17 protein-coding genes and 1 pseudogene are annotated in these 18,215 nt (G+C 71.3%); 7 read left to right on the top strand and 11 right to left on the bottom strand.

What is annotated here, in order from left to right:
• The first annotated feature begins 422 nt into the window (after positions 1 to 422).
• From FHR32_RS31020 to FHR32_RS31030, 3 genes and pseudogenes are all read left to right on the top strand, one after another.
• Positions 423 to 1,835, top strand: coding sequence for a dihydrolipoyl dehydrogenase family protein (locus FHR32_RS31020; RefSeq protein WP_312882783.1), 1,413 nt, complete (start codon positions 423 to 425; stop codon positions 1,833 to 1,835).
• A gap of 171 nt (positions 1,836 to 2,006) precedes the next feature.
• Positions 2,007 to 2,957, top strand: a complete 951-nt coding sequence (locus tag FHR32_RS31025) for an ADP-ribosylglycohydrolase family protein (RefSeq protein ID WP_184758085.1) — start codon at positions 2,007 to 2,009, stop codon at positions 2,955 to 2,957.
• A gap of 52 nt (positions 2,958 to 3,009) precedes the next feature.
• Positions 3,010 to 3,249: pseudogene (locus tag FHR32_RS31030) on the top strand (DUF4291 family protein); the annotation flags it as partial.
• 58 nt (positions 3,250 to 3,307) lie between these two features.
• On the opposite strand, the gene FHR32_RS31035 reads toward FHR32_RS31030, so the two are convergent.
• Complete coding sequence (locus tag FHR32_RS31035; protein WP_184758086.1) at positions 3,308 to 3,718, bottom strand: RidA family protein; 411 nt, start codon at positions 3,716 to 3,718, stop codon at positions 3,308 to 3,310.
• Between the two features lie 155 nt (positions 3,719 to 3,873).
• Between FHR32_RS31035 and FHR32_RS31040 the strand changes: the two genes are divergently transcribed.
• Positions 3,874 to 4,098 (top strand): GNAT family N-acetyltransferase, encoded by a 225-nt coding sequence (locus FHR32_RS31040; protein ID WP_345003422.1) that lies wholly within the window; start codon positions 3,874 to 3,876, stop codon positions 4,096 to 4,098.
• 121 nt (positions 4,099 to 4,219) lie between these two features.
• Here the strand turns inward: FHR32_RS31040 and FHR32_RS31045 are convergent, their stop codons facing one another.
• Together FHR32_RS31045 and FHR32_RS31050 are read right to left on the bottom strand one after the other, a co-directional pair.
• A complete protein-coding gene (locus FHR32_RS31045; RefSeq protein ID WP_281391107.1) occupies positions 4,220 to 5,365 on the bottom strand; it encodes an acyl-CoA dehydrogenase family protein in 1,146 nt (381 codons plus the stop codon).
• A 78-nt stretch (positions 5,366 to 5,443) separates the two neighbouring features.
• On the bottom strand, positions 5,444 to 6,553 hold the full coding sequence (locus FHR32_RS31050) for a M24 family metallopeptidase (protein WP_184758630.1): 1,110 nt from the start codon (positions 6,551 to 6,553) through the stop codon (positions 5,444 to 5,446).
• A gap of 231 nt (positions 6,554 to 6,784) precedes the next feature.
• Between FHR32_RS31050 and FHR32_RS31055 the strand changes: the two genes are divergently transcribed.
• The 3 genes from FHR32_RS31055 to FHR32_RS31065 all read left to right on the top strand — a co-directional run bounded on the left by FHR32_RS31055 (position 6,785) and on the right by FHR32_RS31065 (position 10,476).
• The gene (locus tag FHR32_RS31055) at positions 6,785 to 8,005 is read left to right on the top strand and encodes a PP2C family protein-serine/threonine phosphatase (protein ID WP_312882784.1); all 1,221 of its coding nucleotides are present in this window, start codon (positions 6,785 to 6,787) and stop codon (positions 8,003 to 8,005) included.
• A 15-nt stretch (positions 8,006 to 8,020) separates the two neighbouring features.
• Positions 8,021 to 8,941 (top strand): 5'-3' exonuclease, encoded by a 921-nt coding sequence (locus tag FHR32_RS31060; protein WP_221466474.1) that lies wholly within the window; start codon positions 8,021 to 8,023, stop codon positions 8,939 to 8,941.
• Between the two features lie 107 nt (positions 8,942 to 9,048).
• The gene (locus FHR32_RS31065) at positions 9,049 to 10,476 is read left to right on the top strand and encodes an RNB domain-containing ribonuclease (RefSeq protein WP_312882785.1); all 1,428 of its coding nucleotides are present in this window, start codon (positions 9,049 to 9,051) and stop codon (positions 10,474 to 10,476) included.
• 125 nt (positions 10,477 to 10,601) lie between these two features.
• Here FHR32_RS31065 and FHR32_RS31070 read toward each other — a convergent pair whose 3' ends face one another.
• From FHR32_RS31070 to FHR32_RS44955, 8 genes are all read right to left on the bottom strand, one after another.
• On the bottom strand, positions 10,602 to 10,769 hold the full coding sequence (locus tag FHR32_RS31070; RefSeq protein ID WP_184758089.1) for a hypothetical protein: 168 nt from the start codon (positions 10,767 to 10,769) through the stop codon (positions 10,602 to 10,604).
• A gap of 178 nt (positions 10,770 to 10,947) precedes the next feature.
• Positions 10,948 to 13,677, bottom strand: coding sequence for a DEAD/DEAH box helicase (locus FHR32_RS31075; protein WP_184758090.1), 2,730 nt, complete (start codon positions 13,675 to 13,677; stop codon positions 10,948 to 10,950).
• Between the two features lie 82 nt (positions 13,678 to 13,759).
• Complete coding sequence (locus FHR32_RS31080; protein ID WP_184758091.1) at positions 13,760 to 14,635, bottom strand: diacylglycerol kinase; 876 nt, start codon at positions 14,633 to 14,635, stop codon at positions 13,760 to 13,762.
• A gap of 17 nt (positions 14,636 to 14,652) precedes the next feature.
• Positions 14,653 to 15,471 (bottom strand): twin-arginine translocase subunit TatC, encoded by an 819-nt coding sequence (gene tatC / locus FHR32_RS31085; RefSeq protein WP_246468025.1) that lies wholly within the window; start codon positions 15,469 to 15,471, stop codon positions 14,653 to 14,655.
• A 126-nt stretch (positions 15,472 to 15,597) separates the two neighbouring features.
• The gene (gene tatA / locus FHR32_RS31090) at positions 15,598 to 15,915 is read right to left on the bottom strand and encodes a Sec-independent protein translocase subunit TatA (protein ID WP_184758093.1); all 318 of its coding nucleotides are present in this window, start codon (positions 15,913 to 15,915) and stop codon (positions 15,598 to 15,600) included.
• Positions 15,916 to 15,981: 66 nt separating this feature from the next.
• The gene (locus tag FHR32_RS31095; RefSeq protein ID WP_184758094.1) at positions 15,982 to 16,170 is read right to left on the bottom strand and encodes a hypothetical protein; all 189 of its coding nucleotides are present in this window, start codon (positions 16,168 to 16,170) and stop codon (positions 15,982 to 15,984) included.
• A 50-nt stretch (positions 16,171 to 16,220) separates the two neighbouring features.
• Positions 16,221 to 17,177 carry a helix-turn-helix transcriptional regulator gene (locus FHR32_RS44950; RefSeq protein WP_246468027.1) on the bottom strand — a complete coding sequence of 319 codons (957 nt, stop codon included), beginning with the start codon at positions 17,175 to 17,177 and terminating at the stop codon, positions 16,221 to 16,223.
• A 75-nt stretch (positions 17,178 to 17,252) separates the two neighbouring features.
• Positions 17,253 to 18,212 (bottom strand): helix-turn-helix transcriptional regulator, encoded by a 960-nt coding sequence (locus FHR32_RS44955; RefSeq protein WP_246468036.1) that lies wholly within the window; start codon positions 18,210 to 18,212, stop codon positions 17,253 to 17,255.
• Between the last annotated feature and the right edge of the window lie 3 nt (positions 18,213 to 18,215).

Consider the following 18,215-nt stretch of genomic DNA (forward strand, 5'->3'; position numbering starts at 1 on the left):
AACGGTAACGGCACCGGCGGCCACCCGCGCCTTTCCAGGGTCACGGCATGGTCCCAACACCGCTCCTTCCCGGCTCCCCCGGACGGGCCACCCCGGCGGTCACCGGGCCTCAGCGGCCTCCCCCGTCTCCGCTCCCGTCTCCGCCGGAGCCTCGGAGGACGCCGGAGCCTCGTCTCCACGGCGGCCGAGAGGTCGGCGGGCCCGCCGGTGTCGACATGGTGCTCGAAGTCACCGCCGGTGACGCGGCCCGCGGAAAACCGACAGCTGACGAAAGATACCGGAACCGGACGCCCCCGCAGTAAGTGATCACTCCCTCCGGCGGCCCTCGAGTACGTGCCGTCCGGGACAAAGATGCGAAGCTGGTGCGACGGGCGCCGCCATGACGACTGCGGCGGCCGGTCCGTTCGCTCTGGGAGGTAGTCGTGTCCGACGAGTTCGACGTGATCGTGGTAGGCGCCGGTCCCGCGGGAGAGAACGCCGCGGCCCGCGCGGCCCGTGGCGGGCTGAGCGTGGTGGTGGTGGAGGCGGAGCTGGTCGGCGGGGAATGCTCCTACTGGGCCTGCATCCCCAGCAAGGCCCTGCTGCGCCCGGTGGAGCTCGCCGCAGAGGTCGGCAGGGTGCCCGGGCTGACCCTGGGGCCGATCGACGTCGACGCCGTGCTCGCCCGGCGCGACGAGGCGGTGTCCCATCTGGACGACGGCAACCAGGTGAAATGGGTCAAGGGCATTCCGGCGGAGTTCGTGCGGGGATACGGGCGGCTGCGGGGCCCCAGGCAGGTCGAGGTGACCGCCCCCAACGGCGCCACCTACCTGCTCCGTGCCCGGCACGCCGTCGTGCTGGCCACCGGCAGCCGGCCGGTGACACCGCCGATCCCCGGCCTGGCGGAGGCCGCACCGTGGACGAGCCGCGAGGCGACCAGCGTCACGGCCGTCCCGAGGCGGCTGGCCGTACTGGGTGGTGGCGTGGTGGCCTGCGAGATGGCACAGGCCCTGCACGGGCTCGGCGCCGAGGAGGTGACCATGCTGGTGCGCGGGCACTCGCTGCTGGGCCGGGTGGAGCCGTTCGCCGGAGAGCTGCTGGCCGCCTCGCTCACCGACGCCGGCATCGAGATCCGTACCGGCGTCCAGGTCACCGGGGTCGAGCGGCCCGAGCCGGGTGGCCCGGTGACCGTCCACTTCTCCGAGGGGCCGCCGCTGGAGGCCGACGAGCTGCTGGTCGCCACCGGCCGCCGGCCCGCGACCGGCGATGTCGGGCTCGACACCGTCGGCCTGCCGGAGGCCGGACCGGTGCGGGTCGACGACAGCATGCGCGCGACCGGGGTCGCCGACGGCTGGCTGTACGCCGTGGGCGACGTCAACGGCCGCAACCTGCTCACCCACATGGGCAAGTACCAGGCCCGGGTGTGCGGCGACGTCATCGCGGCGCGGGCCAAGGGCGAGCCCGACGACCTGCCGGCGATGCGCGACATCGCCGACGGGTACGGCGCGCCGCAGGTGGTCTTCACCGACCCCCAGATCTGCGCGGTCGGCCGCGCCGAGGCGCAGGCCCGCGAGGAGGGCTTCGACATCCGCGTGATCGAGTACGACCTGGGCGCGGTCTCCGGCGCCTACCTGCTCGGCGACGGCTACCGGGGCAGGGCGAAGGCCGTCGTGGACGAGCGCAGGCGCGTCCTGCTGGGCGTGACCTTCGCCGGGCCTGACGTGGCGGAGCTGCTGCACTCGGCGACGATCGCCGTCACCGCCGAGGTGCCCTTGGACCGGCTCTGGCACGCCGTCCCGTCCTTCCCCACCGTGAGCGAGATCTGGCTGCGGCTGCTGGAGGAGTACGGGCTCTGACCCGTACGGAGCAGGGCGGGGCCACCCGGCCCCGCCGGAACAGCCGGGGGTCGCCCACCGCCCCGGCGTCTCCGGCCGAGCCGGGACCACAGGGCCGGAGCCGGCGTCATCCCCTATATCGGCTGCCTCTGGCCACCCGCGGCAGGCCCTCATGGTGAAAGATGGGAGGCGATGTCATCAGATCGTCTTGCACGCGCCACCGCCTCCCTGTACGGCCTGGCCCTGGGTGACGCGCTCGGCTCGCAGTTCTTCGTCCCCGCCAACCGCCAGGCCCTCACCGATCACACGCTGCCGCCCGCGCCGTGGCAGTGGACCGACGACACCGAGATGGCCTGCTCGATCTACCGGATCCTGGCCGACCACGGAACCATCGACCAGGACGAGCTCTCAGCGAGCTTCGCCGTCCGCCACGACTTCGACCGGGGGTACGGCCCGGCCACCAACCGGATGCTGCGCATGGTCCGCGAAGGCGGCGACTGGCGGGCGCTGGCCGCGGACCTGTTCGACGGGAAGGGCTCGTGGGGCAACGGCGCCGCCATGCGGGTCGCGCCGCTGGGCGCCTGGTTCGCCGACGACCCGGCGCACGCCGTACGGCAGGCGGAACTGTCCGCGCGGGTCACCCATACCCATCCCGAAGCCGTCGCCGGAGCGGTCGCGGTGGCCGTCGCCACGGCGATCGCCGCATCACAGCTCCGGCTCAGCCCAGGCCGGTTTCTCGACCAGGTGCTGGCGCACGTGCCCGCGGGTTCCGTTCACAACGGGATCAGGGAGGCCGGGCATCTGCTCACCATCGGCGATCCGGTCCTCGCCGCCGGGATCCTCGGCAACGGGCGCAACGTCAGCGCCCACGACACCGTCCCCTTCGCGCTGTGGGCCGCCGCCCGCAATCTCGACGACTTCGAGCGCGCCTTCTGGACCACCGCCCGGGCGGGCGGTGACATCGACACCACATGTGCGATCGTCTGCGGCGTCGTCGGCGCACGCGTCGGCTCCGGCGGCCTGCCTCCCGGCTGGATGCGGGCCTGCGAGCCGATGCCCCGCTGGGCGGCCGTACCCGGCCCGGAGCACACGGCCGCCGGACCGGTGACACCGCCCGCGGACGGCTCGAACCCGGGCCGCTGAGCGGCACGCCGACCGGGGCGCGTGGGCGGAACGGCTCAGACGGAGCCCGGTCCGGATCCAGTGGGACCCCGAACGCGACCGCCATCTGAACGCCCTGCCGTACCGGTCCCTGCAGATCGGCCTGTCCGGCGAGGCCGTGGACCGCTACACGGATGAGTGGATCACTGCCGTCACCGACGTCACGGACCTGGCCGGCGCGGTCCGAGCGGGAGAGCACGGTGCCCTCCCCGCCGAGCGGCCCTACCCGCTCCCACCGGACGTGGCGGAGATCATCGGCGCCGATCCCGGGTGATCGGCCCACACCGCACCAGGACGGGCGGCCTCTCCCCCTCCGGCACGGGCGGTTGCGATCAGCCGGCGAGGGCGGCTGTGAGGTCCAGTTCCACAAGCTGATCGGTGAAGCCCAGTTGCGCGACGCCGAGCAGCGTGCTGGCCGTGGTGAAAGCCGCCGCGAGCGCCGAACCGGTCAGACGCCGCCACACGGCGGACAACACGGCGGTGTCGTCGCTGACGACATAGATCACCGACCGGACGACCTGTCCGGGCTCCGCGTCCACGGCGGCCAGCGCGACCAGGGCGTTGGCCACGACCTGGTCGACCTGGGCATCGATGTCGCCCGTACCGACCACGACCCCCGAACGGTCCAGGGGACATTGGCCGGCGAGAAAGGCCAACCGGCCCGCCTCGACGACGGTGACGTGGCTGTATCCGGGGGTGCTGTGGAGCTGTTGGGGATTGAGACGGGTGATCGGCTGTGACATGCGTCCGATCCTTCCGGAAGCGGCCGTCTCCCCGCGACCCGTTTTCCACCTCCACGACGCGGCCCCTCAACCGGATGAAGTGATCGGCCCGGACCGCCGTGTACTCGTGACGGTCCCCTGCCAAGCGGTACCGGCCCACCTCGTCGCGCTCGCACCTGCCCGGCGTCGACGCCGGGCGTCTCACCGTCGTCGCCGACGGGCAGCCGGCCGGATGGGTGAGATGGTTCCAGAACACCTGGGGGCCGGTGCACACCTCGTGGTGCTGGGCCATCGCCATCTCCGTGTTCGCCGCCCATCGGGGCAAGGGCGTCGGCACCCACGCCCAGTGGCGCGACGGAGGCCGGCACGACCAGGTGCTGTACTCGATCCTGCGGGGCTGACGGCCCGAGACCGCTCCGGCCCGGACGGCACCGGCGGGAACCCGGTCAGGCGCAACCGGTTCCGCAGACCACCTCCGGGCGGGCGCCGGCGGTCACCGGAGCCGTCGCGCGGTGCGAACGTTCAGCCCTTGGCGAGCGCGCGGCCGATCACCACGCGCTGGACCTGGTTGGTGCCCTCGACGATCTGCAGGACCTTGGCCTCCCGCATGTAACGCTCGACCGGGAAATCCTCGACATAGCCGTAGCCGCCCAGGACCTGAACGGCGTCGGTGGTGACCTTCATGCACATGTCGGTGGCGAACAGCTTGGCCATCGCGGCCTGCGTGCCGTACGGCCGGCCCGCGTCGCGCAGGCGGGCGGCGTCCAGGTAGAGGGCGCGGGCGGCGGCGACCTGGGTGGCCATGTCGGCGAGCATGAAACCGACCCCCTGGAAATCGACGATGCGCGAGCCGAACTGGCGGCGCTCCCTGGCGTAGGCACAGGCCGCGTCGAGGGCGGCCTGGGCCACGCCGACGGCGCAGGCGGCGATGCCGAGCCTGCCGCCGTCGAGGGCGGCCATGGCGATGCGGAAGCCCTCCCCCTCGGCGCCCAGCAGCGCGTCGGGGGCGAGCCGTACCGAGTCGAAGCGCACCTGGGCGGTCGGTGAGGACTTCATCCCCATCTTCCGCTCGGGTCTGCCGAACGACAGCCCCTCGGTCCCGGCGGGAACGTGGAAGCAGGAGATGCCGCGCCCGCCGTCGTCCGCGGTGCGGGCCATCAGGGTGTAGAAGTCGGCGGCGCCCCCGTGGGTGATCCAGGCCTTGACCCCGTCCACGGTGTAGCCGTCGCTGCCGGCGACGGCGCGGGTGACCAGGGCGGCGGCGTCGGACCCGGACTGGGGCTCCGACAGGCAGTAGGCGCCCAGCGACTCGCCGCCGAGCATCGAAGGCAGCAGCGCGGCGCGCTGCTCGGGGGTGCCGTAGGCGGCGACCGGGAAGCACGACAGGGTGTGCACCGACAGGCCGAGGCCGACCGCCAGCCAGCCGGCGGCGAGCTCCTCGATCATCTGGAGATAGACCTCGTACGGCTGCGCCGCACCACCGTGCTCCTCGGGGTAGGGCAGTCCGAGCAGCCCTGCCCGGCCGAGGGTGGTGAACACCTCACGGGGGAAGCGCCCGGCGGACTCGTCGGCCGACGCCCGGGGCACCACTTCCTTGGCGATCAGATCACGGACCAGCTCCAGCAGGTCGTGAGCCTCGGCGGTCGGCAGCATGCGCTCAACGGTCAACTCTGCTCACTCCAGATCATGGATGTAAACGACAATCGGGGTGACCGGGATCACCGATCACCCCGATTGTGACACTTGTTATACGATGACGAGCTCGCGAGGCCGGTGGTTGACCCGCTCGCCTCCCTCCTCGGTACAGATGAGGATGTCCTCGATGCGGGCGCCGTGGGCTCCGTGCAGGTAGATGCCCGGCTCGACGGAGAAGGCGAAGCCCGGCGCCAGCGGCTCGGCGTTGCCCGCGACGATGTAGGGCTCCTCGTGGGTCTCCAGGCCGATGCCGTGGCCGGTGCGGTGGATGAAGTGCTCCCCGTAGCCCTCGGCGGTGATCACCTCGCGGGCGGCGGCGTCGATCGCCTCGCACGGAACGCCGGGCCGCACGGCCTCGCAGGCGGCCTCCTGGGCGCGCTGGAGCACCTCGTAGTACTTCGCGAAGTCGGAAGGGGGCTCTCCCACGGAGTAGACCCGGGTGGAGTCGGAGCAGTAGCCGCTGGGCATCTGGCCGCCGATGTCGATCACGACCGGCTCGCCCGCCTGGATGACCCGGTCGGACAGCTCGTGGTGCGGGCTGGCGCCGTTGGGCCCGGAGCCGACGATGACGAAGTCGACGGTCGAGTGCCCCGCCGCGATGATCGCCTCGGCGATGTCCCTGCCGACCTCACGCTCCGTACGGCCGGCCCGCAGGAAGCCGGGCACCTGGGCGTGCACGGCGTCGATCGCGGCGCCCGCCTCACGTAGCGCGGCCACCTCGGCCGGGCTCTTGCGCATGCGCAGCCCCCGCAGGACGGTCCCGGCGAGCACCTGCTCCGCCCCGGGGATCGCATCGCGGAAGCGCAACGACTGCATCGCCCACATGCGGTCGGCCAGGCCCACCTTGGCGACCGCGCCCAGACGCGCGCCGACCGCCGCGTAGGGGTCGTCGGTCTCGTCCCAGGGCACGAACTCGATGCCGAGCCTCGACGCCGGCGAGTGTTCGGCGGCGGCCAGCTCCAGACGGGGCACCATGAGGAAGGCGTCGCCCTCGGCCGGCAACACCAGGCAGGTGAGCCGCTCCAGCGGCAACGCCTCGTAACCGGTCACATAACGGAGGTCGGGGCTCGGCGTCAGGAGCAGCGCGCCGAGGCCGGCGGCGGCGGTCGCCTCCTGGGCGGCGGCCAGACGGGCAACGGGATACAGGTCAGAAGACTCCATTGTCACGCCAACCAATCTAATCCCGGACGCGTCACCATCACACATGGCCCCGGAGGCTGAGAGAAAGTCCAGGAAAAAGTAGCCGGACCGGCCACGACATCACTACACTCTGTCAAAGGACGATCACATTTTGTCGACAGAATGTCCGTAAGACCCCACATTTTGAGAGCGAGCTACATGGTCGGCGTAGTGGGCGGCCACCAGCCCCCCCTCCACCCACGAAACGACCACGTGACCGGTTCCGCCCCGCTGACCGCGGCAGAGATGGTGCAGCGGTTGCGCGGAGAGCTGGACGAGCACATGGCCGTGGAACGACAACTCCTCACCGCGCGGCTGGCACACGCCGAGCGACTCGGCAACCTCGGCTGGGCCGAGTGGGATCTTCAGACCGGAGAGTCCACCTGGTCCGACCAGACCTATGCCATCTTCGGGCGTGATCCCGGCGAGGGCCCCATCCGCCTGCGCGACCTGGCCGGCCGCGTCGAGGCGGCCGACCGTACGGAGCTGGACCAGCTGATCCGGACCGTGGTGCACGGCGCCGCGTCCGGACAGGCCGAGTTCCGCATCCACCGCCGGGGAGAGGTCCGCAACCTACGTGCGGCCCTCGACCTCGTGACGACCGGTGGGCACAGCGCCGTGCACGGAGTGATCCAGGACATCACCGGCCGCCGCCGCGCTGAGCGGGTCATGTCCGAGTCCCGGCGTCAGCTCCTGGAGGTGCGCGAGCAGGCGGCCGAGGACCGGCACCTCAGCGGGGCGCTGCGGGACGCGATCATGCCCGATCTCGGGGGCGCCGCCGACCTGCCCAACACGCAGATCAAAGTCCGTTACGTTCCGGCGGGCAGGCAGGGCGGCCTCGGCGGCGACTGGTATGACGCCACCGTCCTACCCGACGGCCGGGTGGTGCTGACCATCGGCGACGTGGCCGGGCACAGCCTGCCCGCCATCGCCCAGATGTCACGGCTCCGGCACGCGCTCGTCGGCCTGGCGATGACGGGTGAGTCCTCCGACAAGCTGCTGACCTGGCTCAACGTCCTGGTCATGCACCGGCTGGCGGAGACCACCGCGACCGCGCTCATCGGCCACCTCGATCCCGTCACCGGCCTGTTCACCTGGAGCCAGGCCGGTCATCCCGCACCGATCCTGATCCGGGACGGGATGGCCGTCCAGCTCGATCCGCCCAGCGGGGTGCTGCTGGGCGCCACGCTCGCGGTTCCGTACGAACCGGCCAGTGTGGAGCTGCGCGCGGGGGATCTGCTGCTGCTGTTCACCGACGGGCTGGTCGAGCGGCGGTCCCGCGACATCGACGAGGGGCTCGCGCTGGCCTTGGCCGCGGCGGCGGACATCACCGGAGACGACCTGGAGACGGGACTGGACCGGCTGATCCAGGCGGTCGGCGGCCCGAACCCCGAAGACGACACCTGCGTGCTCGCGATCGGAGTGCTTGGTTAAGGAGTGCTTGGTTAAATGGTCGGCATGCCCGGGCTGATGCTTCTCGACACCCCTTCTCTCTACTTCCGCGCCTTCTACGGCGTGCCGGAGTCGATCACCGCTCCCGACGGGATGCCGGTCAACGCGATCCGCGGTCTCATCGACATGATCGCCATGTTGGTCCGGCAGCACTCCCCCGGCGAGCTGGTGGCGTGCATGGACGCCGACTGGCGCCCGGCCTTCCGCGTCACGGCGATCCCGACCTACAAGGCGCACCGGGTCGCCTCGGGCGACGTCGAGGAGATCCCCGACACGCTCGCCCCGCAGGTGCCGGTGATCGAGCGGGTGCTCGACGCGGTGGGCATCGCCCGCGTCGGCGTGCCCGGCTACGAAGCCGACGACGTGATGGGCACGCTCGCCGTCCGGTCCAAGGGGCCGGTCGACATCGTCACCGGCGATCGGGACATGTTCCAGCTGGTGGACGACGCCCAGCCCATCCGTGTCCTCTACACGGCGAGGGGGGTCAAGAACCTCGAGCTCGTCGACGAGGCCGCCGTGGCCGCCAAGTACGGTGTTCCCGGCCGTTCCTACGCCGACTTCGCCACCCTGCGCGGCGACCCCAGCGACGGCCTGCCCGGCGTTCCGGGAGTCGGTGACAAGACCGCGGCCGCGCTGATCACCCGCTTCGGTTCACTGGAGGCTCTGCTCGGAGCCGTGGACTCCGGCGGCGACCTGACCGCCGGCCAGCGCGCCAAGCTGAGCGCGGCCCGCGACTACCTCCGGGTCGCCCCCGTTGTGGTCCAGGTCGCCCGGGACGTGCCGGTCCCGGAGTTGGATCTCGCCCTTCCCACCACGGCGCACGATCCGCAGGCCCTGGCCGCCCTGGCCGGACGCTACGGTCTGGACGGCCCCCTGGGCCGCCTGGCGGACGCGCTCTCACCGACGTCCCCGAGCTGAACCGGCGTCTCCGTCCAGACCCGGCCAGGGCCGCGGCGCCGGCCGTCACCTGCCCCTGAGAGCCGCCGGTGGGGGTCGGCAGGACGGGTGGCGGTAGGTTGATTGCCGTGTCTCCCAAGAGCATCCGGGTGTCCGGAGCGTCCCACCCCCGGCTCGACGACGGTTTCGAGCGGATCCGCCGGGAGCTGAAGCTGCCCGGCGAGTTCCCCCAGACCGTGACCGACGAGGCCGAGTGGGTCGCCCAGGTTCCCGCGCTGCCCGCACTGGACCGGACCGAGCTGCCGTTGATCACCATCGACCCGCCCGGTTCCATGGACCTGGACCAGGCCATGCACCTGGAGGAGCGCCCCGGCGGTTACCGCGTCTGGTACGCCATCGCCGACGTCGCGGCGTTCGTACGGCCGGGCGGGGCGATCGACACCGAGGCCCGTAGCCGTGGTGAGACCGTCTACATGCCCGACCATCGGGTGCCGCTGCACCCGGCGATCCTGTCGGAGGGCGCCGCCAGCCTGCTGCCGGGGGTCACCAGGCCCGCCGCGCTGTGGTGCGTCGATCTGGACGCCGAGGGTCGGATCGTGGGCGCCGACGTGGCCCGGGCTCTGGTACGCAGCCGGGAGCGGCTGGACTACGACTACGTGCAGGCGGCGGTGGACACCGGCACCGCCGATGGCACGTTGCGGCTGCTGTCCGAGATCGGCCGGCTCCGGCTCGCGCTGGAACGGGCCAGGGGCGGGGTCACCCTGCCCACGCCCGAGCAGGAGGTCGTCCCCGACTCCGGCGGCTACCGGGTGGAGCTGCGCGCCTCGCTGGAGGCCGAGACCTGGAACGCGCAGATCTCGCTGCTCACCGGCATGGCCGCCGCCTCGATGATGCTGGACGCCGAGATCGGCCTGCTGCGCGTGCTCCCGCCCGCCCCCGCCGAGCAGGTCGCTCAGATGCGCCGGGTGGCCGCCGCGCTCGGCGTGCCGTGGCCGGAGGACGCCACTTACGGCGACGTCGTGTACGGGCTCGACCCGAAGGTCCCCCAGCAGGCGGCGTTCCTGGAGGAGTCCACGGCCCTGCTGCGCGGGGCCGGGTATGTGGCCTTCAACGGCGAGCCGCCCGCCCAGGCGGACCATGCGGCGGTGGCCGCGCCGTACGCACACGTGACCGCGCCGCTGCGCCGTCTCATCGACCGCTACGCCACCGAGATCTGCCTGTCGATCGCGGCGGGTGAGCCGGTCCCCGAGGAGATCCAGAAGGCCATGGGCGAACTGCCCGGCATCATGCACACGACCGGGCTGCGCGCCGGCGCCGTCGAGCGGGCGTGTGTGGACCTCGTGGAGGCGTTCGTGCTGCGCGAGCGGGTGGGCCGGACGTTCGACGCGGTGGTGATCGACGTGGACGACAGGCACGCGTGGGGACAGGTTCAGATCACCGATCCCGCGGTGGTGGCCCGCTGTGACGGCGAGGGGCTTGAACTGGGCAAGCCGGTCCAGGTGAGGTTGACACGCGCCGACCCGGCTACCCGTGAGGTCCGATTCAGCCTGGCCTGAGGGCACCGGCCACCCGGTGGCTGCCGAACCGCAGGCCGATGCGCCGGGCCGCCCGTGCGCCTGGACAGCCCAGAGGCCGCGTCCGGGGGGCTCGGACGCGGCCTCGGCCACAGGAGAGTGGCGACTTACCTCTTCAGGCTCCACCCCGTGCCGACACCCGCCAGGTGCAACGCGACCGCGACCAGTCCCAGGAGGACGAGCGTGGCGACGGTCACGACGCTGCCGACGGCCACGCCGGCGAGCTGGAAGATCAGTGCGAGGGCGAAGAGAAGTGCGGCGACGAGAGCTAACATTCCTACCTCCTCGGGCAGGGGTCCAAAAGGGTCCGCCATGGGGATGTCCATCGCGGAGACCCCGGAAACGGCCCTCAAGGTGACGTTACGCGCACAAATCGTCACAAGGTATTGACCGGGCGGCCAGTTGGTCCCGGGCCCACGGGAACCGGGCCCGGGAAGCCGGCGGGAGCCGATCTCAGGTGAGGGAGGAGTAGGCGACCACGCCGCGCCGGAGCGCCTCCATCGCCTTGCCCGCGTTCTGCTTGACCTTGCTGTTCTTGGGGGCGGCGTCGGCGATCTGACCGAGCAGGTCGAGCAACTGCTTGACCCAGCGGACGAAGTCGCCGGCCGCCAGTTCGGATCCGTTGACCCCGTCCCTCAGCACGGCGTCCAGGTTGCCGCCCTTGGCCCAGCGGAAGGCCGGCCAGGCGAAGCCGAGGTCGGGCTCCCTGATGAAGGACAGGCCGTTGTCGCTCTCGATCGACTCCAGCTCACCCCAGAGACGGACCATGTCTCCCAGAGCCCTCTGCGCGCCGCCTGCGGGGATCCTCGGCTGGCGGGCGTCGTCGGCCTGCCTGGACTCGAAGACCAGGGAGGACACGACGGCCGCCAGTTCGGCCGGGTCCAGATCCTCCCAGAGCCCGGACCGCAGGCACTCGGCGGTGAGCAGGTCGAGCTCGGTGTAGATCTGGGCCAGGCGACGGCCCTCGGCGGTGACGCTCTCGCCGTCGAGGTAGCCGAGCTGGTCGAGGACCGCGCAGACCTTGTCGAAGGTGCGGGCGATGACGTGGGAACGGCCCTCGACCCGGCGGCGCAGCCCCTCGGTCTCGCGCAGCAGCTTGTAGTAACGCTCGGCCCAGCGGGCGTGGTCCTCGCGCTCGTCACAGCCGTGGCAGGGATGCTGGCGGATCGCCTTGCGCAGGCGGTTGATCTCCTCGTCCTCGGCGGCGTGGTCGCGCGCCCTCGCGGGCTTGCCGAAGTCACGGTCGCCGATCTTGGCGTGGACGGAGGCGATCAGATTGGCCCGTTCCTTCGGCGAGCGCGCGTTGAAGTTCTTCGGGATGCGCAGATGCTCGACCGGCTCCACCGGGACCGGGAAGTCGACCGGCGACAGCTTCTTGACCTGCTTGCCGATGGTCAGCACCAGTGGCGAGGGGCCCTCGCCCCGGGAGTTGAGTCCGGGATCGAGGACGACGGCCAGACCGGCGCGGCGGCCTCCGGGGATGCGGATGATGTCACCGGGCTTGAGCGCCTCCAGCGAGCGCAGCGCCTGTGCCCTGCGGGCCGCGCCGCGCTGGCGCGACAGCTCGGCCTCACGGTCCGACAGCGCCCTGCGCATCGCGGCGTACTCCTCGAAGTCGCCCAGGTGGCAGGTCATCGCCTCGCGGTAGCCCTCCAGGGCCTCCTCGGCGCGGCGGACCTGTTTGGCGATGCCCACCACGGCCCGGTCGGCCTGGAACTGCGCGAAAGAGGACTCCAGGAGCGTCCTGGCGCGTTCCCTGCCCACCTGCCCGACCAGGTTGACCGCCATGTTGTAGGAGGGGCGGAAGCTGGAGCGCAGCGGGTAGGTGCGGGTGCTGGCCAGACCTGCGACCTGCAGCGGGTCCATGCCCGGCTGCCACTGGACCACCGCGTGGCCCTCCACGTCGATGCCACGCCGCCCGGCCCGGCCGGTGAGCTGGGTGTATTCGCCAGGGGTGAGGTCGGCGTGGGTCTCGCCGTTCCACTTGTCGAGCTTCTCGATCACCACGGAGCGTGCGGGCATGTTGATGCCCAGCGCGAGGGTCTCGGTGGCGAACACCGCCTTGACCAGGTTGCGGGTGAACAGCTCCTCGACGACCTCCTTGAAGGCCGGGAGCATGCCCGCGTGGTGGGCCGCCAGGCCGCGCTCAAGGGCGTCGCGCCATTCGAGGTAGCCGAGGACGGCCAGGTCCTCGTCCGGCAGGTGCGCGGTGCGCTCGTCGACGATCTGGCGGATCTGGTGGCGCTCGGTGTCGGTGGTGAGGCGGATGCCGGCGTGCAGGCACTGCTCGACGGCGGCGTCGCACCCGGCACGGGAGAAGATGAAGGTGATCGCCGGCAGCAGGCCGCCGGCGTCGAGACGCTCGATGGCCACGGCCCGGTCGGGCGGGGCGGACCTGCGCGGGCGGGAGTAGCCACGCCGGCCCCTGCCGTAGGACTGACGCTCCTCGTCCCTGGCGATCCGCACCAGGTGGGGGTTGACCTGTGGCCGCTGGCCGTCCTCGTCCATCAGGAACAGGTCGTAGAGGCGGTTGCCGACGAGCATGTGCTGCCAGAGCGGGACGGGGCGGTGCTCGTCGACGATGACGCTGGTGTCGCCGCGGACCTCGCCCATCCACTCGCCGAACTCCTCGGCGTTGCTGACGGTGGCCGACAGGGCGACCAGCCGCACCGACTCGGGCAGATGGATGATCACTTCTTCCCAGACCGCGCCGCGGAACCGGTCGGCCAGGTAGTGCACCTCGTCCATGACGACGAAGCCGAGCCCCGCCAGGGTGCCTGACCCGGCGTAGAGCATGTTGCGCAGCACCTCGGTCGTCATGACGACGATCGGGGCGTCGCCGTTGATGCTGTTGTCGCCGGTGAGCAGGCCGACTTTCGCCGCGCCGTACCGTCTGACCAGGTCGTTGTACTTCTGGTTGGACAGCGCCTTGATCGGGGTGGTGTAGAAGCACTTGCGGTCCTGCTCCAGGGCCAGGTGCACCGCGAACTCGCCCACCACGGTCTTGCCCGAACCGGTCGGGGCCGCCACCAGGACTCCGTCGCCCGCCTCCAGCGCCCGGCAGGCGTCGAGCTGGAAGTCGTCCAGCTCGAAGTCGTACAGACCACGGAACGAGGTCAGCGCCGGCCCGCTGTCAGCCTGGCTCTGACGGAAGGCAGCGTAACGTTCCGCTGGGGTCGTCATAGTCTCCACCCTACCGATATCGGGATTCCGGTCCGCCCGCCGCATGCTCGACGGATCCGGGCCGGGCCCCGCGCGCCGCCTCCTATGTGAGGACGCGCAGCGAGCCGGGGACGACCTCGCAGACGAACGGGGCGGGCCCGACCCGCTCACCATCGGCGTAGGCGACCACGCCCGGGGCTTCCAGCGCGATCCGGCGGGCGCGTCTGGTCACGACGGCGGGGTGGGTGACGTGGGTGCCCCGGTAGACGCGGGGGAAGGTGCGCAGGAACTCCCCCTTGGGCACGGCGCCGAGGATCGTCACGTCCAGCAGGCCGTCGTCGGGGACGGCGGCCGGGCAGATCCGCATGCCGGCGCCGTAGGAGTGGGTGTTGCCGATCGCGACCAGCATGGCCTCCTGCTCGACGATCTCGCCGTCCAGGTCGATCCGGAAGGGGATCGGCCGGAAGGACCGGAGCTCCTCGGCCAGCGCGACCAGGTATCTGGCCATGCCGGGCGGCCAGGTCATCCGGTTGGCCCGCTCGTTGACGCGGGAGTCGAAGCCGCAGGAGACCACCCCGGCGAACCACTCGTCCTTGCCGATCCTCGCGGCGTCGACCGTGCGGGGCTCGGCCCTGAGCACGATGTCGGCGGCCTCGAGGGTGTCCTTCCTCGGCAGGCCGAGCGCACCCGCGATGTCGTTGCCGGTCCCGGCGGGGATGACGCCCAGCGGGACATCCGTGCCGGCGACCGCCTGGACCGCCAGATGGACCAGACCGTCCCCGCCGAAGGCCACCAGCGCGTCGGGGCCTTCGGCGACAGCCGTGCAGGCGCGTTCCAGTGCGTCGTCCGCGGACTCCCCGACGATCACCGAAACCTCCGCGCCGCCCTGCCGGAGCCTGTGGAGCACCGGGGCGAGCAGGCCGCGTGAGCGGCCGCCGCGGGCGGCGGGATTGACGAGGACAGCGATCTCTCCGGGCACAGACCGGAACTTATCGCCTATCTACCGGGGTCGACATCCGTCGTGCCCGAATCGAGAGGAGAAGTGTCAGCCGGGAGAGGAGAGGCCTCGTCATCGGACAGGTGGGAGAAGTCCTCGTCCTTCGGCTGACGTCTCTCCCGCAGATACATGAAGCCTTCGGCGAGAGCGAACAGGATCACCATCGGCAGGGCCAGCGCGATCATCGTGAACGGATCGCCGCCCGGGGTGGCGACCGCGGCGAAGACGAACATGAGGAAGATCACCATACGACGGTACTTGGCGACCAGCGCGTGTGGCAGGACCCCGATGATGTTCAGGAAGACCATCAGCAGCGGCAACTCGAAGGAGATGCCGAACACGATGATCATGATCAGTGCGTAGCTGAGGTATTCGTCGATCGTGAGGCTGGTGAGCGTGCCGGGCGGGGCGAACCCGAGGAGGATCGACAGGCCCGTGTCCATCACGAAGTAGGCCAGGGCCGAGCCGACGAGGAACAGCGGGACGGCCAGCACCATGAACATGACCGAGTAGCGCTTCTCGTTGCGGTACAGGCCTGGGGTGACGAAGCCCCAGATCTGCCAGAGCATGATCGGCGACGACACGACCAGGCCGAACATCGCCGCGACCTTCAGATTCACGAAGAAGGAGTCGAAGACGCCGAGGATGAGCATCGTGCACTGGCCGGGCCGTAGTTGCTGGGCCTGAGGCAGCCCGCAGTACGGCTCGGAGATGAACTTCCAGATCGGATCGAAATAGATGAATCCGATGATGATGCCAACGAGCAGCCCGAGCAGCGCGATGATCAGCCGGTTACGCAGTTCACGGAGATGATCCATGAGCGGCATACGCCCCTCAGCCGAGTCGTCTGACGGTACCGACCCGTTACGGCCCGGCTTGGGCCATTTCAGCAGCGCCATTCGCGAATCCCGGTCCGAGAGGTGAGGTGATCAGGGGACTGAAGCCTACTGGGGCTTCGGGACACCTGCCTGAGCGCGCAGCCGGGCAGCCTGCTCCTCCAGGGCGCGGGCCTGCTCCTCGGCCGACAGCGTGGGCGCCGCCGGAGTGATCGGCTGCGGAGCCGGGGCTGCGGGCTGGGGCTGCGCCTGGACGGTCGTGGCCGCCTGGGCATCGGGGTCGTCGTGGAGCTTGGAGGTCTCCGCCTTGAAAATACGCAGCGACCTGCCCAGTCCGCGAGCGGCGTCCGGCAGCTTCTTCGCACCGAACAGAAGCACCAGGATCAACCCGATGATAATCAGCTCAGTGGGTCCCAGGTTGGGCATGACACATCCTTAAGCCGAGCGACATGCAATCTCTCGTCACGATCGTACGCTGCCCGGAGCACAGACTCATCCCTTCGGGTCATGTATTGTCCCGGCCCCCCTGCCGGACAGGACCCGTGCCGGCTCCAGCCGCCTGCTCGTCCGCTCGACCTCCTTACCCAGCTCGCGGGCCGCCAGCAGCACGCGGAACCCCAGCACTCCGAGGACGAGCAGCCCCATGAAAGCCAGCGCGACGGCGGCGAAGATCCAGCCCATGTCGTGAGATCTTAACCTGGCGGCCAGGTGACCGACGCCTGAGGATCAGCTCAGGGGACCGACGCGTAACGGCTCAACGCCGAGGTCGCGGCCTCCCGCACGCTCGCGGCCAGCGAGCCGGGGGAGAGCACCCGCCCGGTGTCACCCAGGCGCAGCGCCAGCCGTACCAGCCAGCCCTGGTCGCGCGCCCGCAGCGCCACCCGCAGGCGGCCCTCGCCGAGCTCCTCCACCTGCTCGCACGGGTAGTACTCGGCGACCCAGCGACCGGCCGGGGTCAGCTCCAGCTCCACCAGCTCGTCGGTCGGCGAGGGCCGGAACACCCCCGAGGTGACCTCCTCGGACACGGCGTCGGCGGGCGGGTCGGCGGCCACGTCGAGCATCTCGACGGTGAGCATCCGGTCGAGCCGGAACAGCCGCACCGCCTCGGCCCGGTAGCACCAGCCGGACAGGTAGGAGCGGCCGTCCACCACCACCAGGCGCATCGGATCGACCTCGCGCGGCGTGATCTCGTCGCGGCCCGGCACGTAGTAGCGCAGCGACAGCCGCCTGCCGCGCCGCAGCGCCTCGTTCACCGTGGGCAGCGCGTCGGGGGTGGCGTCCACCTCGACGGCGACCTGGCTGCTGACCGCCGCCGCGCCCTCCACGGAGGCCTGCTCGAACTTGGCGATGACCCGGGCCAGCGCGTCGCGCTCGCCGAACTCGGGCATCTCGGCGAGCATCCGCAGGGCCACCAGCAGCGCGCTGGCCTCGTCCACGCCCAGCCGGAGCGGGCGGGCGATGGTGTCGGCGTTGTCGATGACGATCTCGCCGCCGTCCCACGACACGTCGATCAGGTCACCGGGGGTGTGTCCGGGCAGCCCGCACATCCACACCAGCTGCAGGTCGTCGATGAGCTGTTTCTCGCTGAGCCCGAAGATCTTCGCCACCTCGGGCACCTGGGCCCCGGGGTGCGACATCAGATAGGGAACCAGCGCCAGCAGCCGGGGCAACCGGTCGGCCGTACTCATGCTCTGCTCCACTCCGCGTCCGCGACGCGCCAGTCGCTCACTGCCCACTCCCCCGCGCCCGGCACCTGTCGTCCGTCATGCCAGCGTGCCCTTCAGGCGGCGGATCACGGCGTCGCGGGCGTCCGGCGGCCCGGCCACCTCGGCGTCGGCGGCGAAGCCGACGACCCACCCGGCCAGCCGCTCGGGGTCGCTGAAATCGACGTCCAGCTCGTCCCACCCGCCGGATCCGGGCCGTACGGCCCTGGCCACCTGGCGCAGTCCCTGGCAGGTGCCCTCGCGGACCCGGATGAGCGCGGTGCGCTCGGAGACCGCCAGGTCGTCGCGGTAGCCGACCATCGACCTGATGTCGACCCCCTCGGGCACCACCACAGTCCCGGGGCGGCCCACCGGGGTGACCTGGCCGCTGATCCGGCTGAGCCGGAACGCCCGGGCCGCGTCGCGGTCGCGGTCGTGGCCCACCACGTACCACCGGCCCCGGCGGCTGACCACGCCCCACGGCTCCACCGTGCGGGTCAGCACGCTCTCACTGGCCGCCGCCCGGTAGGCGAAGCGGACCGTCCGCCGGTCGCGCACGGCCTCCCAGAGCGCGGGGAAGGCCGGGTCCTGGGTATCGACCCGCAGCTCCAGCGCCCCGCCGAGCATCCCGCCCGCCTCGTCGGTCTCCACTCCCCCGGCACGCAGCTTCAGCAACGCTCCGCTGGCCGCCTCGGCCAGACTGGCCCGCTGCCACACCTGGGCCGCCAGACCCACCACGGCCACCTCGTCGGGCTCCAGGGTGATCTCCGGCAGCTCGTAGGCCTGCGGGACGATCCGGTAACCCGGATCCTCCTCCCACGGGTCCTTGTAGACCTCGATCGGGATGCCGATCTCACGCAGCTCGTTCTTGTCGCGCTCGAACATCCGCTGGAAGGCCTCGTCGTTGGCGGCGTCGTAGCCGGGCACCGCCTGGCGGATGTGCTCGGCGCTCAGCGGCCGCCGCGTGGCGAGCAGGCAGATCACAAGGTTCAGCAACCGCTCGGTCTTCCGGCGCGACATCCG

Source organism: Streptosporangium album, assembly GCF_014203795.1.
Classification (GTDB): domain Bacteria; phylum Actinomycetota; class Actinomycetes; order Streptosporangiales; family Streptosporangiaceae; genus Streptosporangium; species Streptosporangium album.

Coding starts and splice junctions, on each gene's coding strand:
- FHR32_RS31070 (WP_184758089.1), bottom strand. CDS start 10,769: ATGTTAGCTCTCGTCGCCGCACTTCTCTTCGCCCTCGCACTGATCTTC.
- tatC (WP_246468025.1), bottom strand. CDS start 15,471: ATGGATCATCTCCGTGAACTGCGTAACCGGCTGATCATCGCGCTGCTC.
- FHR32_RS31060 (WP_221466474.1), top strand. CDS start 8,021: ATGGTCGGCATGCCCGGGCTGATGCTTCTCGACACCCCTTCTCTCTAC.
- FHR32_RS31025 (WP_184758085.1), top strand. CDS start 2,007: ATGTCATCAGATCGTCTTGCACGCGCCACCGCCTCCCTGTACGGCCTG.
- FHR32_RS31050 (WP_184758630.1), bottom strand. CDS start 6,553: ATGGAGTCTTCTGACCTGTATCCCGTTGCCCGTCTGGCCGCCGCCCAG.
- FHR32_RS31095 (WP_184758094.1), bottom strand. CDS start 16,170: ATGGGCTGGATCTTCGCCGCCGTCGCGCTGGCTTTCATGGGGCTGCTC.
- FHR32_RS44955 (WP_246468036.1), bottom strand. CDS start 18,212: ATGTCGCGCCGGAAGACCGAGCGGTTGCTGAACCTTGTGATCTGCCTG.
- tatA (WP_184758093.1), bottom strand. CDS start 15,915: ATGCCCAACCTGGGACCCACTGAGCTGATTATCATCGGGTTGATCCTG.
- FHR32_RS31035 (WP_184758086.1), bottom strand. CDS start 3,718: ATGTCACAGCCGATCACCCGTCTCAATCCCCAACAGCTCCACAGCACC.
- FHR32_RS44950 (WP_246468027.1), bottom strand. CDS start 17,177: ATGAGTACGGCCGACCGGTTGCCCCGGCTGCTGGCGCTGGTTCCCTAT.
- FHR32_RS31075 (WP_184758090.1), bottom strand. CDS start 13,677: ATGACGACCCCAGCGGAACGTTACGCTGCCTTCCGTCAGAGCCAGGCT.